The 20,576-nt window shown below is 60.9% G+C and carries 9 protein-coding genes, 3 tRNA genes and 3 rRNA genes; 4 read left to right on the top strand and 11 right to left on the bottom strand.

Annotation, left to right across the window (positions count from 1 at the left end; genetic code table 11):
- Positions 1 to 89: 89 nt before the first annotated feature.
- Together KTQ42_RS14720 and glpK are read left to right on the top strand one after the other, a co-directional pair.
- Entirely contained in the window at positions 90 to 980 is an 891-nt protein-coding gene (locus KTQ42_RS14720) for an SMP-30/gluconolactonase/LRE family protein (RefSeq protein WP_217346172.1), read from the top strand.
- Between the two features lie 46 nt (positions 981 to 1,026).
- Positions 1,027 to 2,523, top strand: a complete 1,497-nt coding sequence (glpK, locus tag KTQ42_RS14725; RefSeq protein ID WP_217346173.1) for a glycerol kinase GlpK — start codon at positions 1,027 to 1,029, stop codon at positions 2,521 to 2,523.
- A gap of 1,290 nt (positions 2,524 to 3,813) precedes the next feature.
- On the opposite strand, the gene rrf is transcribed toward glpK, so the two are convergent.
- The 6 genes from rrf to KTQ42_RS14755 all read right to left on the bottom strand — a co-directional run bounded on the left by rrf (position 3,814) and on the right by KTQ42_RS14755 (position 9,547).
- A 5S ribosomal RNA gene (gene rrf / locus KTQ42_RS14730) occupies positions 3,814 to 3,926 on the bottom strand.
- Between the two features lie 193 nt (positions 3,927 to 4,119).
- Positions 4,120 to 7,004 (bottom strand): 23S ribosomal RNA (locus tag KTQ42_RS14735).
- Between the two features lie 281 nt (positions 7,005 to 7,285).
- Positions 7,286 to 7,361, bottom strand: a tRNA-Ala gene (locus tag KTQ42_RS14740).
- A 36-nt stretch (positions 7,362 to 7,397) separates the two neighbouring features.
- A tRNA-Ile gene (locus KTQ42_RS14745) sits at positions 7,398 to 7,474 on the bottom strand.
- A 122-nt stretch (positions 7,475 to 7,596) separates the two neighbouring features.
- Positions 7,597 to 9,127, bottom strand: a 16S ribosomal RNA gene (locus KTQ42_RS14750).
- Together the 16S, 23S and 5S rRNA genes with 3 tRNA genes alongside form the textbook arrangement of a ribosomal RNA operon.
- A 344-nt stretch (positions 9,128 to 9,471) precedes the next feature.
- Positions 9,472 to 9,547 (bottom strand) — tRNA-Arg (locus KTQ42_RS14755).
- Positions 9,548 to 9,742: 195 nt separating this feature from the next.
- Here KTQ42_RS14755 and KTQ42_RS14760 point away from each other — a divergent pair.
- Positions 9,743 to 10,648 carry a c-type cytochrome gene (locus KTQ42_RS14760; protein ID WP_217346174.1) on the top strand — a complete coding sequence of 302 codons (906 nt, stop codon included), beginning with the start codon at positions 9,743 to 9,745 and terminating at the stop codon, positions 10,646 to 10,648.
- Between the two features lie 116 nt (positions 10,649 to 10,764).
- Here KTQ42_RS14760 and KTQ42_RS14765 read toward each other — a convergent pair whose 3' ends face one another.
- From KTQ42_RS14765 to KTQ42_RS14780, 4 genes are all read right to left on the bottom strand, one after another.
- The gene (locus KTQ42_RS14765) at positions 10,765 to 10,998 is read right to left on the bottom strand and encodes a WGR domain-containing protein (protein WP_217346175.1); all 234 of its coding nucleotides are present in this window, start codon (positions 10,996 to 10,998) and stop codon (positions 10,765 to 10,767) included.
- 445 nt (positions 10,999 to 11,443) lie between these two features.
- A complete protein-coding gene (locus tag KTQ42_RS14770) occupies positions 11,444 to 11,989 on the bottom strand; it encodes a PaaI family thioesterase (RefSeq protein WP_217346176.1) in 546 nt (181 codons plus the stop codon).
- A gap of 24 nt (positions 11,990 to 12,013) precedes the next feature.
- The gene (locus KTQ42_RS14775) at positions 12,014 to 13,255 is read right to left on the bottom strand and encodes an MFS transporter (RefSeq protein WP_249222773.1); all 1,242 of its coding nucleotides are present in this window, start codon (positions 13,253 to 13,255) and stop codon (positions 12,014 to 12,016) included.
- A 31-nt stretch (positions 13,256 to 13,286) separates the two neighbouring features.
- Complete coding sequence (locus tag KTQ42_RS14780; protein WP_217346177.1) at positions 13,287 to 13,880, bottom strand: TetR/AcrR family transcriptional regulator; 594 nt, start codon at positions 13,878 to 13,880, stop codon at positions 13,287 to 13,289.
- Between the two features lie 212 nt (positions 13,881 to 14,092).
- Between KTQ42_RS14780 and KTQ42_RS14785 the strand changes: the two genes are divergently transcribed.
- Positions 14,093 to 16,480 carry a PAS domain S-box protein gene (locus KTQ42_RS14785; RefSeq protein WP_217346178.1) on the top strand — a complete coding sequence of 796 codons (2,388 nt, stop codon included), beginning with the start codon at positions 14,093 to 14,095 and terminating at the stop codon, positions 16,478 to 16,480.
- 24 nt (positions 16,481 to 16,504) lie between these two features.
- Here KTQ42_RS14785 and KTQ42_RS14790 read toward each other — a convergent pair whose 3' ends face one another.
- A complete protein-coding gene (locus KTQ42_RS14790; RefSeq protein ID WP_217346179.1) occupies positions 16,505 to 20,368 on the bottom strand; it encodes an EAL domain-containing protein in 3,864 nt (1,287 codons plus the stop codon).
- Between the last annotated feature and the right edge of the window lie 208 nt (positions 20,369 to 20,576).

Consider the following 20,576-nt stretch of genomic DNA (forward strand, 5'->3'; position numbering starts at 1 on the left):
ATGATTACCATAGCCTGGCCTTGCGCTCCGCGGGGGCATCCTGTCGAACGCTATTGCATAATGCACATTTTCCTCATCAGGACCTTGTCATGCAAATTTCTGACATCCAGCTTGCCTATCCCGTGCCGATGCAGCTTGGGGAATGCCCTTTATGGCACCCTCGGGAAGACCAGCTTTACTGGATAGACATCGACGGCCGCGCAGTGCACCGGCTGGCTTTGCAGAACAACATGCACCAGTCCTGGGCCATGCCGTCGGAACCGGGCGCCATCGCCTGGTGCGCATCGGGAGGCATGGTCGTGGCGCTGCGCACCGGCATGCACCTGCTCGACACCGTTGCCGGTTCCCTGAATCTCATCGCCCCGCCGCCGTATGACGCGGCACGCGAACGCTTCAACGACGGACGATGCGATGCCGCCGGACGCTTCTGGGTAGGCACGCTGTACGAGCCGCGCGACCAGCCCAATGCCGTGCTGTATGCATTCGAACGCGGTGCGCTGCGCGACAGCGGCATACGCGCCACCGTCTCCAATGGCGTCGCCTTCAGCCCCGACAACCGCGTCATCTACCATAGCGATACCACCAGCCATCGGATCAGCGCCTATGAATTCGACCTGCACACTGGCACGCCTGGCGCTGGCCGCGTGCTGCGCCAGTTTTCGACCGAGCGCAATGCGCAATATGGCGGCAGGCCGGATGGCGCGGCAGTCGACGCCGAAGGCAATTACTGGTGCGCTATGTATGAAGGCGGCCGCCTGCTGCAGTTGGCGCCTGGCGGGGAAATCCTTCGTGAGATACTGCTGCCGGTGCGTTGCCCTACCATGGTGGCCTTTGGCGGCAATGACCTGCGCACGCTTTACATCACGACAGTGAGCAGCAAGCGCAGTCCGGAAGAGCTGGCAGCATGTCCGCATTCGGGCTGCCTGTTATCGCTGCGGGTCGACGTGCCAGGCTTGCCCGAGCACCCTTACATTCCATAGCAATACCCGTCGCAACCATAATCAATATAACGATAACGAGACAAGCATGAGCAACTACATTCTTGCGCTGGACCAGGGGACAACCAGCTCGCGCGCCATCCTGTTCGACCAGGCAGGCCATGTCCGCGGCTGCGCCCAACAGGAATTCCGGCAAATCTTCTCGCATCCAGGCTGGGTCGAGCATGATCCCGACGAGATCTGGCAGTCCCAGCTTGCCGTTGCCCGTCAGGTGATGAAGGAGTGCGCAGTCAGCGCTGCGGACATCGCCGCGATCGGCATCACCAACCAGCGCGAAACCACCGTCGTATGGGACCGCGCTACCGGCCAAGCCATCGGCAATGCCATTGTCTGGCAGGATAGGCGCACCGCCGATATCTGCGACGCGTTGCGCGAAGCCGGCCATGCCGACCTGTTCCAGCGCAAGACCGGGCTGGTGCTCGATGCCTATTTTTCAGGCACCAAGGTCAAGTGGCTGCTCGATAATGTGCCCGGCGCGCGGGAACGTGCCGAACGCGGCGAGCTTGCATTCGGCACCATCGACAGCTGGCTCATCAGCAAGCTGAGCGGCCTGCATGTCACCGATGCCAGCAATGCCTCCCGCACGCTGATGTTCAATATCCATAGCCTGGAATGGGACGAGGAACTGCTTGAGATACTCGGCATTCCAGCGTCGATGCTGCCACGCGTCGTCCCGAGCAGCTGTGTGGTCGGCCATACCCATGCGGCACTCTTTGGTGCAGCATTGCCGATTGCAGGCATCGCAGGAGATCAGCAGGCGGCGACATTTGGCCAGGCCTGCCTGCGGCCCGGCATGGCAAAGAACACTTACGGAACCGGCTGCTTCATGCTGATGAATACCGGTTCCCAACCCATCGCTTCCCATAACAATCTGGTGACAACCATAGGCTGGGCCTGCGGCAATGTCGGGCGCAGCGATGCTGTCTATATGCTCGAAGGCAGCGTTTTCATGGCCGGCGCGACTGTGCAATGGCTGCGGGATGGCTTGGGAATCATCCGGAGTTCGGATGAAGTGGAGGCGCTTGCCGCCAGCGTGCCTGATACCGACGGCGTGGTCTTCGTCCCTGCCTTTGCAGGGCTGGGCGCACCGCACTGGGACGCCTATGCGCGCGGAACCATCGTCGGCATGACGCGGGGCACCACCAAGGCGCATATAGCGCGGGCGGCGCTGGCCAGCATTGCTTATCAGACGGTCGACATATTGCTTGCGATGCAGAACGACTCCGGCATCGAATTGCAGGAACTGCGTGTGGACGGCGGCGCGTCGAAAAACGACTTGCTGATGCAATTCCAGGCAGATGTGCTTGGCGTACCGGTGGTTCGCCCGGTCATCACCGAAACGACCGCGTTGGGAGCGGCTTATCTTGCCGGCATCGCGGTAGGGTTCTGGAAGTCGCAGGACGAAGTTGCCGCTCAGTGGCAGAGAGAGCGGCGGTTTGACCCGGACATGAGCGAAACGGAGCGGAACGGTCGCCTGGCTCAATGGCACCGTGCTGTTGAACGCGCACGTGCCTGGGTGGAGTGATGGGGAGTGTGGCGCCTTGTGAAACGTCGGGCCGATTTTGGGGCAGTGGCGATACATCGCGCGCCAGATGGAAATGATTGCTCTCTTCGCCGGGCAAAGAGGTAGCAGGGAACAGCGATGCATGCTGCCCGCCTGCATCGCTGTTCCCTCTGCCGGCCGTGCTCGCGTTAAGCAAATGATGCGTCAGCCGCCAGGCGATTATGCCGATTCCGGCATGAGCGAACATTGAAAGCGCGGCTTGTTTGCATGTTAGGAATTGGATAAGGAATAGTCACGCGACGACAAATTGGGTTCGGTTTAAGCAGAGGTGGCAGCGTCTTCCATCGGAGGCTAGCGACCAATGCCTGCCGCTGCACGGTGTTGATCATTTAAGTGGCACGTGGCGTCCCTCGGTCCAGACGAAGCCGTCGTGATCAAGGCGCTGGGCAGCCAGCCAAATCCCCGAGCGGCCTTGCACTGGAACCTTCATAGGCATCGGCCAATTCCATCTGGAAGAAGCGCATGGTGATCAAGGAGGACCGTGTCCACGTATAGTCACGAAGAATCCGCGTACGCCATGCATAAATGCTACCTGGCAGGCCACTGAACCGCTCGATATGCGAGGCGGCACAACACCGCAGCGACGCGCGTGATAAAGGTATTCAGCGCTGCGCGGCTGCAGTGCGCCTATATGCCCATCAACGAGGCGGCTACCCGCATCAAGGTATTTGCCATCGATGGCTTCGGAATCTGGCTGGCTGCCCGACGCCGTAATCGCAGCCGCATTTCTGGAAGGGCAATCCTTCCACGCATACTGTTGCGCCGGATGCCGAGCAGCCGTAGGAGCCGGTATATGAACTACACGAAAAGGCGCCGGAGGCCCATCATCGCGTGTCGGCGGGGACAAAGCCGAGCGGCTCGATCAGCAGCTGGCGTTTTTACCGTCGAACGGCATAGGCGCGGCAAATGAGTTTTTCGGCAGCAGTCTGCGACTTCATTGCACAAGCACGCCATTTGCGCACGAGATTGGCATGAATGCCATGCGATATAGCTATTAACGCGATGGAGGCTAGAGGTTTGCCCGTCTAGCTCAAGCATTTGGCCTTTAGGGCTTGCCTTGACGATATTGGCGTGATGCCGTTTCCATCGTAAGGTATGCACCTCGCATAGGTGGGCACCATCATCCCTTGCCCCAAGTGGCTTCAAAGCGATTTTGCCAAACGTTGACGTTACTCCCGACACATCGTTTTATACGCCGCCCCAAAGCAAAAACCCCCGGCGCCTGCTGGCGCCGGGGGTTTTCTAATAACAGCCTGACGATGACCTACTTTCACACTGGTTGCAGCACTATCATCGGCGCAAAGTCGTTTCACGGTCCTGTTCGGGATGGGAAGGGGTGGTACCAACTCGCTATGGTCATCAGGCATGACTTGTCGGTTGTCTGTCGCGCTGCCGGCTCCTCGCCTGGCACACGCCACATCCAACCCAAAGGGAAGAAGCAGCCGCATCGCTCCTGCACTTCGCAGGGGTGATGCAACGATCAATGTCTTGTCTTGCAGGTTGTGAGTATCGGAACGTCACGCACCACACAGCGCCGCTATGCACCATCAAGGTTATAGGGACAAGCCGCACGGGCAATTAGTACTGGTTAGCTTAACGCATTACTGCGCTTCCACACCCAGCCTATCAACGTCCTGGTCTCGAACGACCCTTTAGGGGAGTCAAGCTCCCGGGAAGTCTCATCTCAAGGCGAGTTTCCCGCTTAGATGCTTTCAGCGGTTATCTCTTCCGAACTTAGCTACCCGGCAATGCCACTGGCGTGACAACCGGTACACCAGAGGTTCGTCCACTCCGGTCCTCTCGTACTAGGAGCAGCCCCCTTCAAACTTCCAACGCCCACGGCAGATAGGGACCAAACTGTCTCACGACGTTTTAAACCCAGCTCACGTACCACTTTAAATGGCGAACAGCCATACCCTTGGGACCGGCTACAGCCCCAGGATGTGATGAGCCGACATCGAGGTGCCAAACTCCCCCGTCGATATGAACTCTTGGGAGGAATCAGCCTGTTATCCCCAGAGTACCTTTTATCCGTTGAGCGATGGCCCTTCCATACAGAACCACCGGATCACTATGTCCTACTTTCGTACCTGCTCGACTTGTCAGTCTCGCAGTTAAGCACGCTTATGCCATTGCACTATGAGCACGATGTCCGACCGTACCTAGCGTACCTTCGAACTCCTCCGTTACACTTTGGGAGGAGACCGCCCCAGTCAAACTGCCTACCATGCACTGTCCCCGATCCGGATAACGGACCAAGGTTAGAACCTCAAACAAACCAGGGTGGTATTTCAAGGTTGGCTCCACGAGAACTAGCGTCCCCGCTTCAAAGCCTCCCACCTATCCTACACAGATTGGTTCAAAGTCCAATGCAAAGCTACAGTAAAGGTTCATGGGGTCTTTCCGTCTAGCCGCGGGTAGATTGCATCATCACAAACATTTCAACTTCGCTGAGTCTCGGGAGGAGACAGTGTGGCCATCGTTACGCCATTCGTGCAGGTCGGAACTTACCCGACAAGGAATTTCGCTACCTTAGGACCGTTATAGTTACGGCCGCCGTTTACTGGGACTTCAATCAAGAGCTTGCACCCCATCATTTAATCTTCCAGCACCGGGCAGGCGTCACACCCTATACGTCCACTTTCGTGTTTGCAGAGTGCTGTGTTTTTATTAAACAGTCGCAGCCACCAGTTTATTGCAACCCCGTCGCCCTTCTGGCGCAGGCCAGTCAAGCTACCAGGGCGTACCTTATCCCGAAGTTACGGTACCAATTTGCCGAGTTCCTTCTCCCGAGTTCTCTCAAGCGCCTTAGAATACTCATCTCGCCCACCTGTGTCGGTTTGCGGTACGGTCTCGTGTGACTGAAGCTTAGAGGCTTTTCTTGGAACCACTTCCGATTGCTTCGCAGCTTAAAGCCGCTGGTCTCGACCCCTTGAATTACGCCCCCGGATTTGCCTAAGGGCCTTCTACAAGTCAAGAACCGGGACATCCAACACCCGGACAACCATTCGCGATCCGTCCCCCCATCGCATCACACGACGGTGCAGGAATATTAACCTGCTTCCCATCAGCTACGCATCTCTGCCTCGCCTTAGGGGCCGACTCACCCTGCTCCGATGAACGTTGAACAGGAAACCTTGGGCTTACGGCGTGGGGGCTTTTCACCCCCATTATCGCTACTCATGTCAGCATTCGCACTTCTGATACCTCCAGCATCCTTTACAAGACACCTTCGCAGGCTTACAGAACGCTCTCCTACCATATGGCGTAATGAATTACGCCATATCCGCAGCTTCGGTGACTGGCTTAGCCCCGTTACATCTTCCGCGCAGGACGACTCGATCAGTGAGCTATTACGCTTTCTTTAAAGGGTGGCTGCTTCTAAGCCAACCTCCTGACTGTTTTAGCCTTCCCACTTCGTTTTCCACTTAGCCAATCTTTGGGACCTTAGCTGGCGGTCTGGGTTGTTTCCCTCTTGACGCCGGACGTTAGCACCCGACGTCTGTCTCCCAAGCTCGCACTCATCGGTATTCGGAGTTTGCAATGGGTTGGTAAGTCGCGATGACCCCCTAGCCATAACAGTGCTCTACCCCCGATGGTGATACTTGAGGCACTACCTAAATAGTTTTCGGAGAGAACCAGCTATTTCCAAGTTTGTTTAGCCTTTCACCCCTACCCACAGCTCATCCCCTAATTTTTCAACATTAGTGGGTTCGGACCTCCAGTACCTGTTACGGCACCTTCATCCTGGCCATGAGTAGATCACTTGGTTTCGGGTCTACACCCAGCGACTGTCGCCCTGTTCGGACTCGATTTCTCTACGGCTTCCCTATGCGGTTAACCTTGCCACTGAATGTAAGTCGCTGACCCATTATACAAAAGGTACGCCGTCACCCCACGAAGGGGCTCCGACTGTTTGTATGCACACGGTTTCAGGATCTATTTCACTCCCCTTCCGGGGTTCTTTTCGCCTTTCCCTCACGGTACTGGTTCACTATCGGTCGATTACGAGTATTTAGCCTTGGAGGATGGTCCCCCCATGTTCAGACAGGATTTCACGTGTCCCGCCCTACTTGTCGCAAGCCTGGTTCCACAATCATGATTTCGCGTACGGGGCTATCACCCGCTACGGCTGCACTTTCCAGAGCATTCCACTATCACGACTGCTAAATCTTGCTGGCTGGTCCCATTTCGCTCGCCACTACTTTGGGAATCTCGGTTGATTTCTTTTCCTGCAGCTACTTAGATGTTTCAGTTCGCCGCGTTCGCTTCACACACCTATGTATTCAGTGAGTGATGACCCTTGCGGGCCGGGTTTCCCCATTCGGACATCTGCGGATCAAAGCTCGTTTGCCAGCTCCCCGCAGCTTATCGCAAGCTACTGCGTCCTTCATCGCCTGTAATCGCCAAGGCATCCACCATGTGCACTTAGTCACTTGTCCCTATAACGTTGACCTCTGGAGTCACCTCCAAAGACGTCACAGGCAAGCGCTGTGTTTCATTTGATGCATGTTTGTTTCGATACAATCACAACCCAGCAATGCTGCCTACAATGAACATGACTGCTCACTGTCTTCGCATTGCGAATTACATTGATCTTTACTACTTCTTCCACTTTGTTAAAGAACGAATACAGCCTTGTTGATCGCAATGATCAAACCTAAGTCCCGCAACGCTGTTGCTGACTTACGTTTGGACCTTGCCACAGTAGGAATCAGGATAATGGTGGAGGTTGACGGGATCGAACCGACGACCCCCTGCTTGCAAAGCAGGTGCTCTCCCAGCTGAGCTAAACCCCCGGGGACTTGCCGTTACTTCTTCACTGCTGCATCAACTGGTGGGTCTGGTTGGGCTCGAACCAACGACCCCCGCGTTATCAACACGGTGCTCTAACCAGCTGAGCTACAGACCCCGCACATACTGCCCTGACGGCTGCATGTACCGATCACTTCATGACCTTGACTGTGTTTTGACTGTTCTCGTTTTGCCGAACAACCGATAAGTGTGGACACCCAACTACGTGCCTATCTCTAGAAAGGAGGTGATCCAGCCGCACCTTCCGATACGGCTACCTTGTTACGACTTCACCCCAGTCACGAATCCTACCGTGGTAAGCGCCCTCCTTGCGGTTAAGCTACCTACTTCTGGTAAAACCCGCTCCCATGGTGTGACGGGCGGTGTGTACAAGACCCGGGAACGTATTCACCGCGACATGCTGATCCGCGATTACTAGCGATTCCAACTTCATGGAGTCGAGTTGCAGACTCCAATCCGGACTACGATACACTTTCTGGGATTAGCTCCCCCTCGCGGGTTGGCGGCCCTCTGTATGTACCATTGTATGACGTGTGAAGCCCTACCCATAAGGGCCATGAGGACTTGACGTCATCCCCACCTTCCTCCGGTTTGTCACCGGCAGTCTCATTAGAGTGCCCTTTCGTAGCAACTAATGACAAGGGTTGCGCTCGTTGCGGGACTTAACCCAACATCTCACGACACGAGCTGACGACAGCCATGCAGCACCTGTGTGCAGGTTCTCTTTCGAGCACTCCCTGATCTCTCAGGGATTCCTGCCATGTCAAGGGTAGGTAAGGTTTTTCGCGTTGCATCGAATTAATCCACATCATCCACCGCTTGTGCGGGTCCCCGTCAATTCCTTTGAGTTTTAATCTTGCGACCGTACTCCCCAGGCGGTCAACTTCACGCGTTAGCTGCGTTACCAAGTCAATTAAGACCCGACAACTAGTTGACATCGTTTAGGGCGTGGACTACCAGGGTATCTAATCCTGTTTGCTCCCCACGCTTTCGTGCATGAGCGTCAGTGTTATCCCAGGGGGCTGCCTTCGCCATCGGTATTCCTCCACATCTCTACGCATTTCACTGCTACACGTGGAATTCTACCCCCCTCTGACACACTCTAGCCGTGCAGTCACAAATGCAATTCCCAGGTTGAGCCCGGGGATTTCACATCTGTCTTGCACAACCGCCTGCGCACGCTTTACGCCCAGTAATTCCGATTAACGCTCGCACCCTACGTATTACCGCGGCTGCTGGCACGTAGTTAGCCGGTGCTTATTCTTCAGGTACCGTCATTAGCCCCGGGTATTAGCCAGAACCGTTTCTTCCCTGACAAAAGAGCTTTACAACCCGAAGGCCTTCTTCACTCACGCGGCATTGCTGGATCAGGGTTGCCCCCATTGTCCAAAATTCCCCACTGCTGCCTCCCGTAGGAGTCTGGGCCGTGTCTCAGTCCCAGTGTGGCTGGTCGTCCTCTCAGACCAGCTACTGATCGATGCCTTGGTAGGCTTTTACCCTACCAACTAGCTAATCAGATATCGGCCGCTCCACGAGCATGAGGTCTTGCGATCCCCCACTTTCATCCATAGATCGTATGCGGTATTAGCTAGTCTTTCGACTAGTTATCCCCCACTCCAGGGCACGTTCCGATATGTTACTCACCCGTTCGCCACTCGCCACCAGACCGAAGTCCGTGCTGCCGTTCGACTTGCATGTGTAAGGCATGCCGCCAGCGTTCAATCTGAGCCAGGATCAAACTCTTCAGTTCAATCTCTGTTTTGTGCCATTGCTGGCAGGTTCCGAAGAACCGTCGCTCACTCAAAATACTGACAGACCGATTCTTGCGAATCGTTCTACTTCTTTGTTGTGAGCACTTGCTTGATATTTTGAGCATCCGGCGTTGCCGCCGGCGCACTTCGTCAAGTGCCCACACTTATCGGTTGTTGGTTGTTAAAGAACCGGGCAATTCGGTCTGCCGCCGGCCGCCCCGTGGGACTGGCCGGCTGCTGCGAAGCGTTGTGTTCGTCAGCAGCAGAGAAAGCGATTATGCGATGTTTGGAGCTTGTCGTCAACACCCTCGACGATTTTGTTCGAGGTTTTTTTCAGTCTGTGTGGCGCGGCTGGCTGGGATCGAACCAGCGACCCTTGGCTTCGGAGGCCAATACTCTATCCACTGAGCTACAGCCGCGTTGAGATGCTGAAACAGGCGTGCAGGATACCGCCTTTCTTGTGCGCCGTCCATGGATAGCCGGGTTTTTCGTGCCAAATTGAAGATGTTAAGTCTATAATCAAGGGTTTGGCGAGACATTGCTTTGCGGCATGCAAGGTAGCAGCGTCGGGGCGCTTCGCCGCAGATTTCGAACAAATCGTACTTGAGGAAATAATGAGCGACGCACATAACGAACATCAGTCCGTAATACGCACACCCAAGCAACTGATTGCCGCCGTCATTGCAGGTTTTTTAATCCCTATTATTTGTATCGTGCTGCTTGTCCAGTACGTCACGAACCATAATCGGGTCGGCGCAGGCTCCACGGGGCAGACTGCTGAAGGCATTGCGGCGCGCATCAAGCCGGTAGCGGACGAAGGCTTTACATTCCGTGACGTCAACGCGCCCAAGCAGCTGCTGGCTGGGGCGGATGTCTATAAATCCGTTTGCGCTGCCTGTCACCAGAGCGGTGCTGCCGGCGCGCCCAAGACTGGCGATGCCGCTGGCTGGGCCGCGCGCATCAGCCAGGGCTACGACACCCTGGTAAAGCATGCAGTACAAGGCATTCGTGCAATGCCGGCCAAGGGCGGCAATCCGGATCTGGATGAGATCGAGGTGGCACGCGCAGTCGTCTTCATGACCAATCAGTCGGGTGCCAAGTTCAAGGAACCTGAAGCGAAGGCGGCGCCTGCCAAGACGGCCGATGCAGCGCCGGCGGAACAGCCTGCTGCGGCGGCTGCACCGGCCGCAACGCAAATGGCCGCCGCGCCGGCCGCAGCAGCCGCGCCGGCCGCTGCACCTGCACCCGCTGCGGCACCTGCAGCATCGGCAGACGTGGGCAAGAAGATTTATGATTCGGCTTGCGTGGCATGCCATGGCGCCGGCGTGGCGGGCGCGCCGAAGTTTGGCGACAAGGCCGCCTGGGCCGACCGTATCAAGCAGGGCTCCAATGTGCTCTACGAACATGCCATCAAGGGCTTCCAGGGCAAGAATGGCATGATGCCTCCCAAGGGTGGCTCGGCCGCTTCGGACGACGAAGTCAAGGCTGCCGTGGACTATATGGCCGCAGCCGCAAAATAATTCGGCAGCCCTGCCTGCAAGGGCTGCAAAATAAAAAACCCCATCCTGTACAGGATGGGGTTTTTTATTGGGGGATGGGTGCCGGCATCGGCATGTTGGATTCCTGAGCTGAGGGCTTATTCGCTAAGGCGGTAGCCGAGTTTCTCCCGCCTGCCTGCAATAGTCCGCAGCAGCGCCAGGCCGCTCTCGAAATCGGGAACGACCGTTATCCGGCCGCCGCCCTGTCCATTGCGACTGCTGCCCCAACTGCGGGTAACGCTCCATTGACCGAACAGATCACGGTCCAGCACCGCACTGTAGAAACGTGTGCGCCAGATGAACAGCAACTTGACCGGCTGATGGCCCGCCATGCAGTGATCAGGCTATACCGCCGTGACGACGGCATACCCGGGCAATGTGCCGGGAGCCGTCACGGCAGCGGACCAATACCCGGCGCTTCCTGGCCTGCTCGGCTTCATACAGCTGGCGTTCGTTGTATTGCATTGCACGCGGATGCCTGGCTGGTGCATCGAGAGCGGCGGACTGTGCCTGGGCTTGGCCAATGGATGCGAACAGAAGGAATGCGGAGAGACCAATGAATTTTGTCATGATGAACCGTGGCAACAAGGCAGTCTGGAATGTCGGACAGGCGAGGTCCGATCGGGAACCTGGGCCTGCCAACCAACGTACAAGGTTTCAGCCCAGCAAGTGCTGTATGTTAATACAGCCCGGTATCCAGGGCATCAATTTGTCCACGCCAGATTTGCAATTTCGCCACACCGTCAATGCCAGTCATGATTACTCGACACCGGCTTCCTACCTGGGTGGCAAATCGAATACCAGGCATGTCGTCGTGGCATGCGCATACAGCTTGCCGGCAGCGTCCACCAGGCGGGCTTCCGCGGTTGCCACCTGGCCGCCGACATGGATGGTGCGGCCCTCGGCCCGTACCAGTTCCACTTTCTTGGTCAGTGCGCGCAGCATGTTGACCTTCAATTCCAGCGTGGTGTAACTCTTGCCGGCTGGCAGGGCAGTGTGGACGGCGCATCCGAGCGCCGAGTCCAGCAGGGTGGCGAACCAGCCGCCATGCACCGTACCCAGCGGATTGTAGTGGCGCTCCAGCGGCCGGCCCTGGAATACCGCCCGTCCGTAGTCCACCTCGATCAGGGCGAAGTCCAGGGTGTCGCTTATCGGCGGCGCCGGCAGTTCGCCGCGCAGCAATGACTGCATGATCTCCAGCCCGGTCTTGCCGGCAATCTGTTCGCGGCTGGCCACGCCGAGTTGCAGGTCGCCGCGGGTCCGGCCCGCACGCAATTGCTCTTCCTGGTGCCTCCAGGCGGCCAGTACGTCGTTTGCCTCCATGATTTCTCCTTGTAATGGTGTTGCTCAGGCGGCCACGGCGGGACGGGGCACCGGCGCTTCGCGGATCGGCAGATTGACCAGCGCGGCAGCCAGGGCCAGCGCGATGTCGGCGTACCACATCCAGTTGTAGTTGCCATAGGTGACGAAGGACAGGCCGCCCAGCCAGGCGCCGAAGAAGCCGCCGATCTGGTGCGACAGCAGGGTTAGGCCGAACAGGGTCGCCAGGTAACGCACGCCGAACAGCTTGCCGACCAGGCCGGCGGTGGGCGGCACCGTGGCCAGCCAGGTGAAGCCGAGCGCGGCGGCAAACAGGTAGAAAGTCCAGGCGGTCTTGGGCGCGGCGAGGTAGATCAGGATGATCACGGCGCGGCTGCCGTACATGGCCGCCAGCAGGTATTTCATCCGGAAGCGCGATGCCAGCATGCCGGCCGACAGGCTGCCTGCGATGTTGAACAGGCCGATCAGGGCCAGCGCCGCAGCCGAGACGCTGGCCGGCAGGCCGCACAGGCCGACCTCGCCGGGCAGATGGGTGACCAGGAAGGCGATGTGAAAGCCGCAGGTGAAAAAGCCGGCATGCAGGCAGAGGTAGCTGCGGTCGCGCAGGGCCAGCCGCAGCTGCGCCTTCAGCCCGCCGTCCGCGCCCGGGGCGCCGGCATCGCTCTTCGGACGCGGTGGCGTGCGCAGCGGACGGGCCAGCGGGATGGTGAGCAGGGAACTGGCGGCCATGGCCAGCATCGCGACGACCCAGCCGGCGCTGCCGATGATGGCCTGCACCGCCGGCGCAAAGACGAACTGGCCGAAGGAGCCGCCTGCATTGATGAAGCCGGAGGCGAATGCCCGCCGCTCGGCCGGCAGCCGTTGCGATGCGGCGCCGATCAGGATGGAAAAGCTGCCGGCGCCGGCGCCGGCGGCGCTCAGCAGGCCCATGGTCAGCAGGAGTCCGGCCTGGCTGTGCATGAAGGGCGTGGCCGCGGTGCCGGCCGCCAGCATCAGTGCGCCGATGACGATGACCCGCATCGAGCCATAACGGTCGGCCACGGCGCCGAATACGGGCTGGGCGACGCCCCACATCAGCTGGCCCACCGCCAGCGCCAGGCTGATGGAGGCAATGCCCAGGCCAGTGGCGGTGTTGAGCGGCGACAGGAACAGGCCCATGGTCTGGCGCGCGCCCATGGTCAGCATCAGGATGGCGGCGGCGGCCAGCATCAGCATCCAGGCGCTGCGCGAGGCGGTGGTGGAGGTGTCGTTGGAAGCAATGGCGCTCATGGCGGATTTTCCGGAATGAAGGGGGAGGGGATCAGGCAGTTGTCGTGGCAGCCGCGTCCGGCAGCACGACGGCAGCGCGCACGACGTCCAGGATTTCAGAGGACAGGTCGCTGCTGCCGAAGGCGCGGGCCAGCACGATGGCGCCCACCAGTTGCGCCATCAGCGCCAGCGCCCGCTTGCGGCGCGCGGACGTATCGGCGCCGGGCAGGAAGCCGGACAGCACGCCGACCAGGCTTTCGAGTTCCATGGCGAAGGCATGGCGTACCGGGTCGGCCTGGCGCGCCACTTCGGGGCCGAGCGCGGCAATGGCGCAGCCCGCGCCGGGAAGGTCGCGGTGCTGTTGCGAAAGGTAGGCATCGACGATGCGTTCGAGGCCGGCGGTGCCGCTTCTTTCCAGCGTGGCGCGCCAGCGGTTGGCCGTCTGCAGCAGCGCATGGGTGGCCGCTTCCGCCGCCAGCGCCTCCTTTGACGCGAAGTGGCCATAGAAGCCGCCGTGGGTCAGCCCGGCTTGCTGCATGATTTCGGCAACGCTGACGTTGTCAAAGCCGCGCTCGCGGAACAGGCGCGAGGCGATGTCGAGCAGACGTTCGCGGTTGGCTGCCATCTGTTGGCGTGACACCTTCATCTGACACCTCGTTTTTACATGACGATGATCATGATAATACCGAAGCGGGAATAACTGTCAGCTTTTTTTGCGCAAGGACATTGGCTGGCTCCCGCACTGGGCCATAGTGAGGGAACCAGCTTACGACGCTGGCGTCTACCAGTCCTTGGGAAACACCCGATCCGCCCATCGTATTCCCGCCGGCGAACCAACATGGACGGAAGCAGCCAGGTATGAACAGAACAGAAGAAACGGAAATACTTCGGGAGGCGCTTGCAGCCTCGATCGGCGACGTGGCGCGGCAACCCCTGGCCGAGCGCCTGCAATGGCTGACCGCCGTCCAGGCCAGCCTGACCGCGGCCGACGATGAAAGTCACGCACTGGATATCGCGCGCGATGCCGCCTGGCGGCTCGGCCAGGCGCATGGGATCACGGTTGCGCAGCGCGACCACGGCTCATGCCGCCTGCTGCCCACCGCGGGCGGCGATCTGCCTTGCCCGGCCCTGGACGGAATCTGCGCCGAGGCCGCGCAGCATGGCCGCTCCCTGATGATCAACAGCCCCGACAGCGACGCGCCCCATTTGCCGGATCCGCTGCGCAGCCTGCTGCTGGTGCCTGCCGGCCGCGCCGGCTCGCGCACGATAGGCGTGTGCTGGTACCGGCCCTGTCCGGTCGATGAAGACAACCGGGTGCTGCTGGAAATGCTGTGCCGGACCACGGCCGCGGCGCTGGACCAACTCGACATTGAAACCCGCAGCCGCATGAACGACCAGCGTTTCCGGGTGCTGGTGGAAGGGGTGGCGCAGGCGATCTGGGAAGCGGCGCCGGACGGCGCGGTGGCAATCGATTCGCCGACCTGGCGCGCCTGGACCGGCCAGAGCGTGGAGCAGATGCTGGGCCATGGCTGGATGGAGGCGATCCATCCGGAGGACAGGCGCGAGTTCGACGCCAGGTGGCAGGACATCCGCCAGAAGCGCTCGCCGGCCGACCTGGCATTCCGGCTGCGCCGCGCCGATGGCAGCTGGAGCTGGACCGACATGCGCACGGCGCCGCTGTTCAATGACGATGGTAGCGTCCAGAAATGGGCCTGCATGAACATGGACATCACCGACCGCAAATGCGCGGAGGAAGTCCTGCATCGCAGCGAAACCCGCTTCCGCGCGCTGGCCGAAGCATCGCCGGCGCTGATCTGGCAGCTCGACCCGGCCGGCAACGTTGTCTATCTCAATCCACGCTATACCGAACTGAGCGGCCGCCCGAAGAATACGCTGATGCATGCCGGCTGGCGCAGCCTGCTGCATCCCGAGGATGCGCCGGCCTATCTGACGGCGCTGTCGGACGCCCGCAGGCTGCGCCAGCGTTTCCAGTGCCGCACGCGGGTGCGCAGCCGTGACGGCACATGGTGCTGGCTGGAATCCTATGGCATGCCGTTCTTCACAGGCGATGGCGGCTATGCCGGCCATGTCTGCATGTCGATCGATATTTCTGACGCCGTGGCGGCCGAGAAGGCGCTGCGCGACGCCGACCGGCGCAAGGATGAATTCCTGGCGACGCTGGCGCATGAGCTGCGCAATCCGCTGGCGCCGCTGTGCAGCGCCATGCCCATGATGGGACGGTCCAACGGCGCCCGGCTGTCGGACCGGCTGCAGCAGATGATGTCGCGCCAGCTCGACTATATCGTCCGGCTGGTGGACGACCTGATGGACATTTCCCGTGTCACGCGCGGCCGCATCGCGCTGCGCCGCGCGCCGACGGCGCTGGCCGATGTGCTGCAGGGCGCGGTGGAAACCAGCATGCCGCTGGTGGAAAGCGCGCACCATCGCCTCAACCGCACGCCGATCGAGGCCGATATCATGCTGGACGCCGATGCGGTGCGCCTGACCCAGGTCTTCGCCAACCTGCTCAATAATGCCGCCCGCTATACCAGCCCGGGCGGCCAGATCTGGCTCCATGCCTATGAGGAGGAAAACATGGCCATCGTTTCGGTGCGCGACAACGGCATTGGCATTTCGCCGCAGATGCTGCCGCGGGTGTTCGACATTTTTTCGCAGGAAAGGGAGGCGGCCAGCCAGCGCCAGGGCGGCCTGGGCATTGGCCTGACGCTGGTGGCCAACCTGGTGCGCATGCATGGCGGCAGTGTCGAGGCGCGCAGCGCCGGCCTCGGGCTGGGCAGCGAATTCATCGTGCGCCTGCCGCTGATGCCCAAGATGGCGCAAGCCGAAGAGCAGGGCGCCTCGGGCGGCGGCGCCACCGAGGAGGGCGCTCAAAAGGTGCTGGTGGTGGACGACAACCGCGATGCCGCCGAAACCCTGTCGATGCTGCTGGAATTCATGGGCAGCAAGGCGGTCAGGGTGGCCCACGACGGCCCGTCGGCGCTGGCAACGATGGAAACCTTCCGGCCCGATGTGGTGCTGCTCGATATCGGCATGCCGGGCATGGACGGCAATGAAGTGGCGCGCCGCATCCGCGAGCAGCCGCGCTATGCCGGCACCCGGCTGGTGGCGCTGACCGGCTGGGGCCAGGAAGAGGACCGGAAACGCACCCACGAAAGCGGCTTCGACCATCATCTGACCAAGCCGGTGGATATCGCGGCGCTGCAGTCGCTGCTGTCGCAGTTCTAGCAGATACCGGCATGCCGGTCGGCGCTACATGGCGCCGTAGGTCGCGCCGCCGGAATGCGTACCGGCATCGTCCTGCACAGGCCGCTTGAACAGGTCCTGCCAGCGCGAACGGCCGGCGCGATTCTCCAGCAGCATCTTCTCGAACTCCGCCGGCACCACGGCCCTGGCAAACAGGAAGCCCTGGCCGTAATCGCAGCCGGCTGCTACCAGCAGCGCGAGCTGCTCGGGCGTTTCGATGCCTTCGGCAATGACCTTCAGGCCCAGCTTGTGGGCCATCACGATGATGGATTCGGCGATGGTGCGGCTGCCGGCATCGGTGGCTATCTCGCTGACGAAGGACTGGTCTATCTTCAGGTAGTCGATGTCGAACTTCATCAGATAGGCCATCGAGGAATAGCCGGTGCCGAAATCGTCGATGGCGACCTGGATGCCGGCGTCGCGGTATTCCAGCAGCTTGTTGGTGACGGTGGACGACGCATGCAGCAGCATGCCCTCGGTGATTTCAATGGAGATGCTGCTGCCGGGCACATTGGTGCGCTTCAGGTACTGCAGCCAGTCGGCGTCGTCGTTATGCGCCAGGAACTGGATCGGCGACTTGTTGACGCCGATCTGGAAGCGCTCGCCGATGCGTTCGCTCCATTGGCTGGAGCGGGAAGCGGCCTGCTTGAAAACCCAGTTGCCGATCTGGTTGATGATGCCGGTCTCCTCGGCCAGCGGGATGAAGCTGGTCGGCTCGACCAGCCCGAAGCGCGGATGCTGCCAGCGCAGCAGCGCCTCGGCCTTGAAGATGCCGCCGCTGCCCAGGTCCAGCACCGGCTGGTAATGCACCTCGAGCTGCCCGGCCTGCAGGGCGCTGCGCAGTTCGCTGGCCAGGCGCAGGCGCAGGTGCGCCTTTTCGTCCATCGCATAGGTGAAATAGCTGAACTGGTTCTTGCCGGCGTTCTTGGCGGCGTACATGGCCTGGTCGGCCTTGCGGATCAGCTCTTCCGAGGTGATGGCATCGTTGGGATAGATGGTCACGCCGATGCTGCCGGACATGTAGGCCACTTCCTTGCCGATATGGAAAGGGCTTTCCAGCGTCTCCAGGATTTTCTGGCATACATGCTCGACCCGGGCCGGGCTGTCGAGCGCGGTGAGAATGACGGTGAATTCGTCGCCGCCCAGCCGGGCCACGGTGTCGGCATCGCGCACGCAGCCCTTGATGCGGTTGGCCGCCTGCGCCAGCAGCGTGTCGCCGGCGTCGTGGCCGAGCAGGTCGTTGACCTGCTTGAAGCGGTCGAGATCGATGAACAGCAGCGCAACCTGCTGGCCGCTGCGGGCGGCCTTGCGCACTTCCTGATCCAGGCGGTCGCGGAACAGGCGGCGGTTGGGCAGGCCGGTCAGGGCGTCGAAGTTGGCATGGTGCCAGATCTTTTCATCGGCTTCCTTCCTGGCCGAGATGTCTTGCATGGTGCCAGTCATCAGCAATGGCCTGCCGTCGCTGTCGCGCGCCACGATGATGCCGCGCGACAGCATCCAGATCCAGGAGCCGTTCGGGCGCTGCACCCGGAAGTCGCAGGCATAGGCGCTTTCGCGGCCCTCGATGTAGGCGCGCAAGGCCATCCAGATGCGCGGCAGGTCGTCGGGGTGGATGCGCTTGCGCAGCGCTTCCTTGATATCACCGTTGCCATTGCATGCCACGCCGAGATTGAGCATGCGCTTGAGATGGTCGGAGAAGGTATAGACATCGCGCCGGATGTCCCAGTCCCAGATGCCTTCGCCCGAGCCCTCGATGGCCAGCTTCAGGCGTTCGTTGCTGATGCGCAGCGCATCCCGTATGCCCTGCTGCTCGGTGACGTCGCGCAGCAATACCTGGACAGCTGGCTGGTTTTCCCAGGTGATGAAGCCGGCCGACACCTGCACATGCACCTCGGCCCCATCGATGCGGCGCCAGCGCTGCTCCATCAGCGGCAAGCGGGGATGGCCGTCCTGCAAGGCATGCGCGATGCGCTCGCCGACGCTGTTGTGAAACTCCGGCGCGATGAAGGCGAACGGCGAATGCCCGACGATATCGCTGACGCTTTCCGCACCCAGCAGGGCTACCGCCGACTGGTTGGCATAGACGACGCGGTTGGCGACATTGACCAGCATCGCATCCGGGCTGAGCTCGGTGAGCATGCGGTAGCGCTCCTCGCTGGCGCGCAGGGCCGCTTCGCTTTCCTTGCGTTCGGTGACATCGAGCGACACGCCGTGGACGCGGGCGCTGCGTCCGGAACTGTCCTTGACCACGCCGCCGCGGTTGTACATCCAGCGCAGCTCGCCGCTGCCGTGGCGGCGGATGCGCAGTTCAATGTCGAGCTGCGCATCGGCCAGCGCCACCGCTTCCAGTTTCGAGGTCAGCATGGCCAGGTCTTCCGGCTCCACCATGCTGCTCCATTGGGCGCTGGTCAGCATGGTCTGCTCGGCCGGATAACCAAGCAGCGTCGCCATGCGCGGCGACACCGTGCAGTTGCCGCTGGCAAGGTCGATTTCCCATTTGCCGATGGCGCCGGCATCGGCCGCGAAGCGATGGAATTCCTCGCTCTCACGCAGCGCCGCTTCGGCCTGCCTGCGCTGGGTCAGGTCGACCGTGACCGCCAGCAGCGAGCGCGGACGGCCCTGGTCGTCGTCGAGCCGGGTCAGTGCGCTGTTGCAGAAGATGATGCTGCCGTCGCGGCGCAGATAGCGCTTGTCCAGCGCCACCTGCTCGACCCCGGCCAGCAGGCGCTGGACGGCTTCCATGCTGGGCGGCACATCCTCGGGATGCGTGACATCGACGATGCTGGCCGACAGCAGTTCCTGGCGCGAGCGGCCCAGCATCTGGCAGATGGTGTCGTTGACGCGCAGGAAGCGGCCGTCCAGCGACAGTTCCGACAGGCCGGCGGCGGCACGCGAAAAGATCGCCGACAGCCGCGCTTCGCTGTCGCGCAGAGCCTGCTCGGCCTGGCGACGGGCGCGCGTCTTTTCCGTCACATTCACGCCATAGCCCAGGAGCCAGGCGTTGCGGCCATCGGCGTCCACCAGCGGCGAGTAGACCACATCGATAAAGGTTTCCTCGGGCGCAGCGCCCGGCTCGGAGGCCAGCATGACGGCCATGTCGCGGCCCACGAAGGGCTCGCCGGTAGCACGCACCTGGGCCAGTACCGACTGGTAGCGCGCCGAACTCAGTTCCGGCACGGTGTCGAACAGCGGCCGGCCGATCAGGTCGCGATGGCCGACCATTCTGGCATAGGTCTCGTTGGCGAATTCCACCACGTAGGCCGGCCCGCGCAGCACATGCACGAAGGAGGGGGAGCGGCGGAACACTTCCTCCAGCAACTGCAGGCGGTCGGCATGCAGCACCGCGCTGCGCCGGGCGCGTTCGGCCTGCATTGCGCCGCCCTGGTCGGGCTGGCCGGTGTCCTGCAGCAGGATCAGCATGCCGCCCAGGCCGCCATCCTCGGCCGGCACCGGCGTGCAGGTCATGCTGAACAGGCCGGACTCCTCGCTGTCGCCGACGAAGACGGGCAGCGATTGCTGGTGGAAGGTGCGTGACTGGCTGCGGCCGGTGAGCGTATCGATGACGGAGGCGCCAAGCTCCCACCGCTGCGGCCAGTGGCTCTGGAACGGCTGGCCCAACATGTCCGGCGCGGTATGGCCGAGCAGGCGGCGGCAGGGGTCGTTGAGAAATTGCACCAGCCGGTCGCCCCACAGCAGCACCGCCGGCACCGGCAGGCGCAGCATCAGGTCGACGGTGGCCCGCAATACGGGCGACCATGTTGCGACCGGGCCGAGCAGGGTGCCGCCCCAGTCATGGCCACGTATGCGCTCCCCCATATCGCCGCCATCCGACGGCCAGATCGCATGATTCGTTTTATCAGTCTGCTTCATTTCATGGCGTACTTGTCTCGCTCGCCTGACGGCTGTGCAGGCGAACGTGCGGCAGAACTCATCGCGACGCGTCATGCACTCGTACGCTCCTGAAAGCAATACAAGGCTTTCCGTAGGACGATACCGAAAAGCATATTGCTCTACAGTCAGTCTGGACTACTACTTTTGGTAAAAGTTCCAACGCTGGCGGTGATCATTTGCCCACAGG

The sequence above is a fragment of the Noviherbaspirillum sp. L7-7A genome (assembly GCF_019052805.1).
Classification (GTDB): Bacteria; Pseudomonadota; Gammaproteobacteria; order Burkholderiales; family Burkholderiaceae_D; genus Noviherbaspirillum_A.